5 protein-coding genes, 1 tRNA gene and 1 pseudogene are annotated in these 6496 nt (G+C 52.6%); 2 read left to right on the top strand and 5 right to left on the bottom strand.

Translation table 11 applies throughout. The features are described 5' to 3' along the window. The 3 genes from AC2FNE_RS24095 to AC2FNE_RS24105 form a co-directional block, all read right to left on the bottom strand. Positions 1-813: Na(+)-translocating NADH-quinone reductase subunit C (locus AC2FNE_RS24095; RefSeq protein ID WP_170605669.1), on the bottom strand; the 813-nt coding region annotated here is incomplete at its 3' end. Then, positions 806-2014 (bottom strand): NADH:ubiquinone reductase (Na(+)-transporting) subunit B, encoded by a 1209-nt coding sequence (locus tag AC2FNE_RS24100; protein WP_170605667.1) that lies wholly within the window; start codon positions 2012-2014, stop codon positions 806-808. The genes AC2FNE_RS24095 and AC2FNE_RS24100, both read right to left, overlap by 8 nt. 5 nt (positions 2015-2019) lie before the next feature. Beyond that, positions 2020-3363: a Na(+)-translocating NADH-quinone reductase subunit A gene (locus tag AC2FNE_RS24105; RefSeq protein WP_496806510.1), complete on the bottom strand. Its 1344-nt coding sequence runs from the start codon at positions 3361-3363 to the stop codon at positions 2020-2022. Between the two features lie 300 nt (positions 3364-3663). On the opposite strand from AC2FNE_RS24105, the gene AC2FNE_RS24110 reads away from it, so the two are divergent. Further along, complete coding sequence (locus AC2FNE_RS24110) at positions 3664-4779, top strand: THUMP domain-containing class I SAM-dependent RNA methyltransferase (protein WP_496806508.1); 1116 nt, start codon at positions 3664-3666, stop codon at positions 4777-4779. 122 nt (positions 4780-4901) lie between these two features. Then, positions 4902-4978: transfer RNA gene (locus AC2FNE_RS24115), tRNA-Pro, on the top strand. 285 nt (positions 4979-5263) lie between these two features. Here the strand turns inward: AC2FNE_RS24115 and doeB are convergent. Together doeB and AC2FNE_RS24125 are read right to left on the bottom strand one after the other, a co-directional pair. After that, complete coding sequence (gene doeB, locus AC2FNE_RS24120; RefSeq protein WP_496806509.1) at positions 5264-6250, bottom strand: N(2)-acetyl-L-2,4-diaminobutanoate deacetylase DoeB; 987 nt, start codon at positions 6248-6250, stop codon at positions 5264-5266. 3 nt (positions 6251-6253) lie between these two features. Then, a pseudogene (locus AC2FNE_RS24125) lies at positions 6254-6496 on the bottom strand (ectoine hydrolase DoeA); the annotation flags it as partial.

The raw sequence follows: 6496 nt of genomic DNA on the forward strand, positions 1-6496 counted from the left end.
GAACTCTCCTGCTTGCAGTTTGGCCAGAAACGGAGCGTAACCCGCGTCACCCATCCAGAATTTCACAAGGTTATCGACCCCAACCGATGTCAGAGTGGCACCAGCCAACGCATCAACATAAAAGTCGGGTCCGGCGGCAGGTTGTGTCTTTGACACCGTGATCTGAAGATCGCCTGCATCATCACGCAACTTTTTTCCGTTCCACAATGCTTTCCAACGCGGATTGTCGACCTCGGCGCCCAGTCCGGGGGTTTCGCCATGCTGATAAAACTGCAAGCCAAAAATATCGTTGCCGTTATTTTCCAACGCGATGAAACCGTAAAGCGTCGACCAGAGACCGTAGCCGTGCAGAGGAAGAACGACTTTATCCAATTCACCGGATTGATCGCGCAATAGAAATATAACGCGGTAATTGGATCTGCGGCCAATTCCTGCCGGATCATCATCCAGCGCGACACTCAGGTCCGGGTCACTGGCGGCAGCGATATCGTCGAACGTCGTTGGGTCGAATTGATCATCGACGAATTCACCAGTCTCCAGCTCCAGCACATGCGGCTCGAACGCGGCAAAGGCCTCGGTGACGTCGATGCCGGGTTCATAGACGCCTGCCACCTGCAAAACGTTAACCTGCCTGTCCTTCAGGCGGTTGGCGTCCTGAACTGGTCGAAGGCTAACTGCAGCGGCGGAAACCACCATCGAGGCGACTAGGCAAACGGCAACAGCCACAAAAATGGTCTTGCCAACCGAATCCGGCGAAGCCGCCAGGAACCTGGCGATTGCACCTTTTTGCTCAGGGGGTTGCGTATCAGACATGGCGACGCGCCCTCCGTTTGATGTTGGCTTGAACGACAAAGTAATCAATCAGTGGCGCAAAGACGTTGCCGAACAAAATGGCAAGCATCATTCCTTCAGGAAATGCCGGATTAACCACGCGGATCATTACGACCATCACCCCAATCAGTGCACCGTATATGTAGCGACCCAAGTTGGTATGGCTCGCAGAAACAGGTTCGGTGACCATGAATGCTAAACCAAAGGCATAGCCCCCGATTACTAGATGCCAGTACCACGGCATGGAAAACATCGGATTGGTGTCCGACCCAATCAGGTTAAGCAACATCGTAAAGACAATTGTGCCGGCTAAACATCCAACGATCAGCCGATAGTTTGCTATTCGTGTCACTATCAAGAAGGCAAGGCCGATCATACAAGCCAATGTTGAAGTCTCGCCAAAGCTTCCTTGGATCTGACCAAAAAAGGCGTTCCACCAGGTTATGCCATCCGCAGCGAGCGCTTGATAGCCCTGAGAAGCTGAAACCGACAATGCAGTCGCCCCAGAAAAGCCGTCGACCGGTGTCCAGACCGTGTCGCCCGACATATTTGCCGGGTAAGCAAAGTACAGGAATGCCCTACCAACCAACGCAGGGTTGAGGAAGTTTTTGCCTGTTCCGCCAAAAACTTCTTTGCCGATCACCACGCCAAAGATGATGCCTAAAGCCACCTGCCAAAGGGGGGCGGTGGCTGGCATGATTAGCGTATAAAGCATTGATGTTACAAGGAAACCTTCGTTCACTTCGTGTCCGCGCACGGTAGCGAAGATAACCTCGAAGATGCCGCCAGCGACCAGCGTGACGATGTATATCGGTAGGAAATACATCAATCCATGCATTACATTGGCAAAGACGCTTTCGGGGTTCAGAGAAATTCCAATGGCTTGCAGAATGGAGATCCGCCACCCGGTTGCGGATTCTGGACCAAGCACTTCAATGGCCGAATTCGCCTGATACCCGGTGTTGTACATCCCCCACAATATACAAGGGATCGTAGCTATCACGACGTAAGTCATGATCCGTTTCATATCCACGTAAGACCGGGCATGTGGCGCAACAGATGTTACTGTTTTCGGAGTATAGATGAAGCTTTCCACCATCTCGTAGATGGGAAAGTACTTTTCGTATTTGCCGCCTTTGGTGAAGTTCGGCTCAATCCGGTCAAAGAAGCTGCGCAAACCCATTTGGCTCAGCCCTCCTTTTCAATCTTTGTCAGACAGTCGCGCAACGCCAGCCCGTATTCATACTTTGCCGGGCACGCAAAACCCACGAGACCCAGATCCTCTTCATCCAGCTCCATTGCACCCAAAGCCTGTGCTGTATCAGTGTCCATGACCAGCAGCGCGCGCAAAAGTTGTGTGGGTAAATAATCCTGGGGCATTAATTCTTCGAATGTACCAGTAGGAACCATTGCGCGTCGCCCACCATTCAGATTTGAGGTTAACGCGAATAGTTTTTTGGCGAACGCAGAACCAAGCACAGGTTGTACCGCATATTTGGATGGCATTGGTAGAATCCATCCTAAAGTTATTTGATCGTGGTCTTCGCGGATTATGGCAATTTGCCGTGCGAAACGGCCTAGGTAAGCTGTTGGACCGTCCGCAAGGTACCCTGACAGGATCGAGCCCGAGATGATCCGAGCCGTGCCATCCACGCTGATCTCATCCCGGGTCAAGTCTTCGGTTGAAGCACCCATTACCGTACTGATCAGGCGCGGCAGACGCGCAGCCGGTCCTGCCAATGAGACCACCACATTGGGATCAAGGTGCCCTGTCTGAAACAGACGCCCGATCGCTATCACGTCTTGAAAGCCAATTGTCCAAACCTGTTTATCGCCTACAAGCGGCTCCAGAAAATGGATATGCGTTCCCGCCAGCCCAGCAGGATGAGGCCCCGAAAATGCAGCCACCTCGACCCCCGGCAAATCATCTCCGGGGATAGAATCTCCATCGCGCTGGCAAAGATAGGTCTTTCCATCCGTCAGTTGTGATACCGCAGCCAGACCATCAGAAAAGGCCTCTGGCGCATCGTTTATGATCACCGCAGCGTCCCCGGCCAACGGATCTGTGTCGATCGCGGTCACAAAGATTGCTGTGGGTTTGCTTCCGGGTACAGGCATCTTTGAATAGGGTCGCGTGCGGAAGGCAGTCCATAAACCTGCAGCGCATAACTTGGCGGTTACACCTTCAGCACTAGTTGCGTCGCCAATCCCGGCAAAATCGACGCCTTTGTCATGGACATCGGAAACTTGGATGACAACGCTTTGTAACACACGGCGCGCACCCCGGTTGATAGCTACTACCCTTCCGCTGAGAGGGGCAACCATCAATGCTTCTGGAGCATCCTTATGACAAAACAACGGCGCGCCGCGTTGAACCTCGTCACCCTCCTGGACCAACATTTTAGGCTTTAGTCCGACGTAGTCACCACCCAAAACCCCTACGGTCGAAAATTCAGGTCCTGGTTGGATTTCCTGCGCCGGTGCGCCCTGAACCGGCAGGTCCAATCCTTTTTTCAGTTTGAAAGTTTGCATGTCACTACGTTCTTCCAAGCCTTTTACTTGCACCAACAGTTCTCGATGATCCGAAGGTAACCCCATCCGCTACAAATCATCGTATCGGAGGTGCCGCAATTTCATCAACAGCTAGTTGGAAACAGCTGACCTTAACCCGATTACGGCTCCTTTACGCGGGGACGAATGCAAACGCAAACCCGATACAGACCAAATCGCGACATCAATACCACATTATGGGTGGAATGCGGAAATTGAGTGCAAATACGCGTATCAAATTTGGCTGTCGCCCCCACCTCACAACCGGTGTAAGGAACCACGATGGAAGACACCGATGATCTTGAAATTTTTCTGGTCGCCACGCCCGGCCTTGAGACACCGCTTTGCGCAGAAGCGATCCAGTTAGGATTTACCGAAGCACAGGCTGTTGCGGGTGGCGTTTTATGCCGCGGCGATTGGTCCGAAGTATGGCGCGCAAATCTGGTCTTGCGGGGCGCCAACAAGGTTCTGGTGCGATTGGGTGGTTTTCCAACTGTTCACCTTGCGCAATTAGACAAGCGAGCTCGAAAATTTCCGTGGTTCAACGTGTTACGCCCAGATGTCCCTGTAAAAGTCGAAGCAATCAGTCGAAAGTCCCGTATATATCATGCCGGTGCCGCGCGGCAGCGGGTGGAACGCGCGATAACAGAATCGTTGGGCGCTCCCATTTCGACAAACGCCAAATTGCGCGTCCTTCTTCGGATAGAAAAGGATATCTGCACCTTCTCTGTCGACAGTTCAGGAGAGCCGCTCCACAAGCGTGGCCATAAAGTGGCTGTCGCCAAGGCCCCAATGCGCGAGACGATGGCCGCCATGTTCCTCCGAGAGTGTAGCTTTGATAGATCAGAACCTGTTTTGGACCCGATGTGCGGCTCAGGAACTTTCGTAATCGAAGCGGCTGAGATTGCACTCGGTTTACTCCCCGGGCGTACACGACACTTTGCTTTCGAGGAACTTGCAACTTTTGATCGCGCTCGTTGGCAGAAGATGCGCAGCACCACTCAAGAATACAAGTCCGGCTTGACTTTCTTCGGCTCGGACAGAAACGCCGGAGCTGTTGAAAGCGCCAAGGCCAACGCGGAACGGGCAGGTGTCAACGAAGTTACCCAGTTTCTCCAAAAGTCTTTAAGCGATATTAAAGCCCCACCAGGCCCCTGCGGCTTGATCATTGTAAACCCCCCTTACGGTGGAAGAATAGGCGACGACAAGCGGCTGCGGTCTTTGTATGGCAGTCTTGGCAAAGTTCTGATCGCCCGTTTTTCGGGATGGCGAGTTGGATTGGTCACCAGCAATTCATCACTCGCTCGCGCCACCCGCTTACCCTTATTGCCGCCTGGTCCGGTGGTAGATCACGGCGGCACAAAGATCAGGTTGTATCGCACCGATCCTTTGAGATGAGTGTTCAATTTTTTCCGGAAACCCAACAGATATTCCAATCCCGGCGAAACGGGTTTTCGTGTTATGTTTGGGAAATCCCTCTTGCGCACCCACATCCCGAAGTATAGATCACGCGCCACGGTCGGAGTGTAGCTCAGCCTGGTAGAGCACTGTCTTCGGGAGGCAGGGGTCGGAGGTTCGAATCCTCTCACTCCGACCAAATGAACACGGCAACCTAGGGAAGAGCCGTGCCACTTTCGTACCCGCCAATTTTTGATTGAAACTGGATCAGGCCGCGCCAAGCGCGAGGGCTGGACCAAAGAACTCGTACCGTATTCGACTGTCTGCGACGCCTGCTGCTTTCAGCCCATTACAGAACACCTACGACCTGACGACATCGTCGTTCGGAGACAAGAAATCACCGCTGTGAAATACGTTGGCTTTCTTTCGCGCATCAGAATTTAACGGGTTCTATTGGTCGGACTGCTCATTCCTATGCAAACATTCAACTCACGCCTACCACGGCAACACAATCGCCAGATTTTATGAGGCCAGGAAAGTGGCGGCTGATCAACAGCCCTTCGCGGCGCGCGTAATATTCTCGAGGCGGCACCCCTGTACGATCCATCGGCCAAACCCGAGCAATCAACTCGCCTTTTTCCACCCGGTCGCCCAGATCAATCACCGCCTCGTGCAGTCCTTCGCCATCGCTGAACAAGAAACAGTCTTCATCGGGCATCGTCACATTTATTGTCGGGTCCAACTGCATCTCACCTTGCAGAATCCCGGCGTGGATAAGCACGTTGCGCAGACCTTTTTTAGCTATTGCGTTGGTCTGCGCAGTGGACGTGCCGCCGCCGCCCAATTCAGTTGTGACCAGAACTCTTCCCAGATTTTCGACGGCTGTATCGTACATTCCCAAGTTGTCGATCTCCAACAATTGTACGGAATACGGTGCGTTGAACGCCTTCATTGCAGCGAAACATTCCTTCTGCGTTTTCTTGTCATCCAAGATATGCGCTGCGGCAAATGGTACGAAGTCAAGTGTCTTGCCGCCGGAATGAAAATCAACCGCAATATCAGCCATTGGCAACAATGTGCGTTGAAAATAATCTGCTATTTTTTCCGTAACCGTTCCGTCAGGTCGCCCAGGAAACGAGCGGTTCAAGTTTCCTTTGTCAATTGGTGAAGTGCGGCTGCCCGACAGAAAGGCGGGATAATTGAAGGCGGGGACAACAATAAGCCGCCCTGATACATCTTCGGCCCGTGTCGTTGCAGCCAACTCGTGCAGTGCTATTGGCCCCTCATATTCATCGCCATGATTGGCACCGGTTAACAATGCGGTAGGACCCTTTCCATGCTGGATTACCGTCAGCGGGATCATGATCGAACCCCAAGCGCTGTCATCCCGACTATACGGCAATCTCAGAAACCCATGGTGAACACCATCTTGATCCAAAGGAATCGTCGGCGAGATTGGGTTCGCTTTCATCGGCTAGTCCTTAACCAACATTTTACGCGGCACGTTTGAGAGGCACTCAGGATTTGTCTGACCAATACGAATGGTCTCGGTAATTTCAAACCCCCAATCCTCCATCCAGAGTCCTGTCATAAAGTGGAAAGTCATATTCTCTTGCAAAACTGTTGTATCGCCGGGGCGCAACGACATCGTCCGTTCACCCCAATCTGGTGGGTAACTTATTCCGATCGGATAGCCGGTACGATTGTCTTTCTCGAT

It is taken from the genome of Ruegeria sp. YKSD179 (assembly GCF_059612885.1).